The sequence below is a fragment of the Daejeonella sp. genome, from assembly GCF_044232565.1.
Taxonomy (GTDB): Bacteria; Bacteroidota; Bacteroidia; order Sphingobacteriales; family Sphingobacteriaceae; genus Daejeonella.
The window spans coordinates 1-3,004 of the sequence record NZ_JBIILQ010000311.1 but is presented as its reverse complement, the minus strand read 5'-3'; the positions used below and the strand labels follow the sequence as shown (position 1 = coordinate 3,004).

Annotated in this window: 7 protein-coding genes; all 7 read right to left on the bottom strand. The window is 59.9% G+C overall.

What is annotated here, in order from left to right; all coding sequences use genetic code 11:
* Positions 1-44 precede the first annotated feature (44 nt).
* Genes rplR through rplN form a run of 7 tightly spaced genes read right to left on the bottom strand, consistent with a single transcriptional unit; the run spans position 45 to position 2,915 of the window.
* Positions 45-398, bottom strand: a complete 354-nt coding sequence (gene rplR, locus ACILQF_RS12580; protein WP_395627746.1) for a 50S ribosomal protein L18 — start codon at positions 396-398, stop codon at positions 45-47.
* Entirely contained in the window at positions 398-931 is a 534-nt protein-coding gene (gene rplF, locus ACILQF_RS12575; RefSeq protein WP_395627745.1) for a 50S ribosomal protein L6, read from the bottom strand. Before rplF ends, rplR begins: the two co-directional genes overlap by 1 nt.
* A gap of 3 nt (positions 932-934) precedes the next feature.
* Complete coding sequence (gene rpsH / locus ACILQF_RS12570; protein WP_395627744.1) at positions 935-1,333, bottom strand: 30S ribosomal protein S8; 399 nt, start codon at positions 1,331-1,333, stop codon at positions 935-937.
* Between the two features lie 9 nt (positions 1,334-1,342).
* The gene (rpsN, locus tag ACILQF_RS12565; RefSeq protein ID WP_395627743.1) at positions 1,343-1,648 is read right to left on the bottom strand and encodes a 30S ribosomal protein S14; all 306 of its coding nucleotides are present in this window, start codon (positions 1,646-1,648) and stop codon (positions 1,343-1,345) included.
* Position 1,649: 1 nt separating this feature from the next.
* Positions 1,650-2,204 (bottom strand): 50S ribosomal protein L5, encoded by a 555-nt coding sequence (gene rplE, locus ACILQF_RS12560; protein WP_395627747.1) that lies wholly within the window; start codon positions 2,202-2,204, stop codon positions 1,650-1,652.
* A 19-nt stretch (positions 2,205-2,223) separates the two neighbouring features.
* The gene (rplX, locus tag ACILQF_RS12555) at positions 2,224-2,547 is read right to left on the bottom strand and encodes a 50S ribosomal protein L24 (protein ID WP_395627742.1); all 324 of its coding nucleotides are present in this window, start codon (positions 2,545-2,547) and stop codon (positions 2,224-2,226) included.
* Complete coding sequence (gene rplN / locus ACILQF_RS12550) at positions 2,547-2,915, bottom strand: 50S ribosomal protein L14 (RefSeq protein WP_395627741.1); 369 nt, start codon at positions 2,913-2,915, stop codon at positions 2,547-2,549. The genes rplX and rplN overlap by 1 nt, the downstream gene beginning before the upstream one ends.
* Positions 2,916-3,004: the final 89 nt, after the last annotated feature.

Genomic DNA, 3,004 nt, shown 5'->3' with positions numbered 1-3,004 from the left:
CCGCCACCGGGCGCACCGGCGTTCTGGATTTCGTCAGCCATCGATTAAAACTCCAATCCGCCTTCGCGGGCACCATCGGCCAGCGACTTGACGCGGCCGTGGAAGATGAAACCGCCACGATCGAACACAACCTGCAACACGCCGGCTGCCTTGGCGCGTTCGGCAAGACGCTTGCCGACCGCTGCTGCCGCATCCATGGTCGCACCCGTGACGTCGCGAACATCTTTTTCCAGCGTCGACGCCGAAGCCACCGTCACGCCACGGGCATCGTCGATGACCTGGGCGTAAATGTGCTGCGAGGTGCGATGGATCGACAAGCGCGGACGAGCGCCGCCCTTGGCACGCAGCGCGGTGCGGACGCGCCGACGGCGCTGATCGAAAAGCGAAAGCTTGGCCATTACTTCTTCTTCCCTTCCTTGCGGAAGATTTTCTCGCCGCGATACTTGATACCCTTGCCCTTGTAGGGTTCGGGCTTGCGCCAGCGCCGGATTTCGGCGGCAACCTGGCCCACGCGCTGCTTATCGCTGCCCGAGATTTCAACCGTCGTCTGGTCCGGCGTCTTAATGGTGATGCCGTCCGGAATGGCGAAATCGACATCATGGCTGTAGCCAAGCTGCAGCTTCAGATTGGCACCCTGCACCGAAGCGCGATAACCAACGCCGGTGATTTCAAGGACCTTGATGAAGCCGTCCGAAACACCGATGACCAAGTTCGACACCAGGGTACGCTGCATGCCCCAAAAGGCACGAGCCCGCTTGGTTTCATTGGCCGGGGTGACCGCAATCTGGCCTTCGCTGATATCATAGCTGATGTCGTCGGACATCGGCATCGACATGACGCCCTTCGGACCCTTGACCGAAAGTACCCGGTCATCAACCGAAGCGGTGACTCCGGCCGGTACCGGCACGGGCTTTTTCCCAATACGCGACATGGCTTAAAACACCTGGCAGAGGACTTCGCCGCCAGCATTCTGTTCGCGCGCTTCCGCGTCGGACAGAACACCCTTTGGCGTCGAAACAATGACGATACCGAGGCCGTTGCGGACCCGCGGCAGTTCAGTGGCGCCCGAATAGACGCGGCGACCCGGCTTCGAAACACGCGCGATATGCTGGATCGCAGGCTTGCCTTCGAAATACTTCAGATCGATGCGCAGCGCCGCGGTTGCGGTGCCGGCATTGGCTTCGGAATAGCCACGGATATAGCCTTCGCGCTGCAACACGTCGAGGACGCGGGCACGCAGCTTGGAGGCCGGGGTGAGAATTGAATCCTTCTTGGCCTGCTGGCCATTGCGGATCCGGGTGAGCATATCACCAAGGGGGTCGGTCATCGACATCTTGCGGTCCTACCAGCTCGACTTCGTCACGCCGGGAATCAGGCCCTTGTTGGCCAGTTCGCGGAGCATGATGCGCGAAAGCTTGAACTTGCGGTAATAGGCACGGCTGCGGCCGGTAAGCTCGCAACGGTTGCGCACCCGCGTCGGATTGGCGTTGCGCGGCAGTTCCGCCATCTTCAGGCGGGCCATCAGGCGCTCGTTGTCGTCACGGTTTTCGTCGTTGGCGATTGCCTTGAGGACGGCGAACTTGCCGGCATATTTGACGACCAGCGCCTTGCGACGCTCGTTCTTGTTGATCGATGAGAGCTTGGCCATGTCAGGCAGCCTTCTTGTCAGCAGCGGGCTGGATGAACGGGAAGCCGAATGCCTTGAGCAACGCACGGGCTTCGTCGTCGGTCTTCGCCGATGTGGTGATGATCACGTCCATGCCCCGGACGCTGTCGATCTTGTCGTAATTGATCTCGGGGAAGATGATCTGTTCCTTCAGGCCCATGGCATAATTGCCACGACCGTCGAACGACTTGGGGTTGAGCCCACGGAAATCGCGGACACGCGGCAGCGCCACGGTGATCAACCGGTCAAGAAATTCATACATGCGTTCGCGACGCAGCGTGACCTTGCAGCCAATCGGCATGCCTTCCCGCAGCTTGAAGGTGGCGACCGACTTCTTGGCCTTGGTGATGACGGGCTTCTGCCCTGCAATCAACGCCATTTCCTCGGCAGCCTTATCGACCTTCTTCTTGTCCTGGGTGGCTTCGCCAACGCCCATGTTCAAGACGATCTTTTCGATCCGCGGAACCTGCATGAGGTTCTTGTAGCCGAACTGCTCGATCATCTGGGCGCGGACCGTGTCCACGTACAGTTGCTGCATCCGGGTCAGGTTTTCTAGGTCAGCCATCGATCTGCTCTCCAGACCGCTTGGCGACACGCACCTTGCGACCATCTTCAAGGACCTTGAAACCAACGCGAGTCGGCTTGCCGGTCTTCGGGTCCTCGATTGCAACCTTCGAAACGTGCATCGGCGCTTCAATGCGCTCCAGCCCGCCCTGGGGATCCTGCTGCGAGGGTTTCTTGTGACGCGTCATCATATTGATGCCGCCAACGACAACCTTGCCTTCCTTCGGGCTAACCCTGGTGACTTCACCGTGCTTGCCCTTGTCCTTACCGGACAGGATGACGACCTTGTCGCCCTTCTTGATCTTGGCGGCGCTCATTACAGCACCTCCGGCGCGAGGCTGATGATCTTCATGTGCCCCGTCGCGCGCAGCTCGCGCACCACTGGACCAAAGATACGAGTGCCGATCGGCTCCTCGTTCTTGTTGATCAAAACGGCCGCATTGCCATCGAAACGGATGACCGAGCCATCGGCCCGGCGGATGTCCTTGGCGGTGCGCACGACAACGGCGCGGTGCACGTCACCCTTCTTCACCTTGCCCTTGGGTGCTGCTTCCTTGATCGAAACGACGATGACATCGCCGACGCCGGCAAAGCGACGCTTCGATCCGCCCAGCACCTTGATGCACATCACCCGCTTGGCGCCGCTGTTGTCCGCCACATCGAGGTTCGTCTGCATCTGGATCATGTGTTCGATCCTTCTTCAAAATTGCGAGTGGTCATCAGCCGACCTTCTCCAGAACTTTCCATGTCTTAAGCTTGGACAGCGGCGCGCAT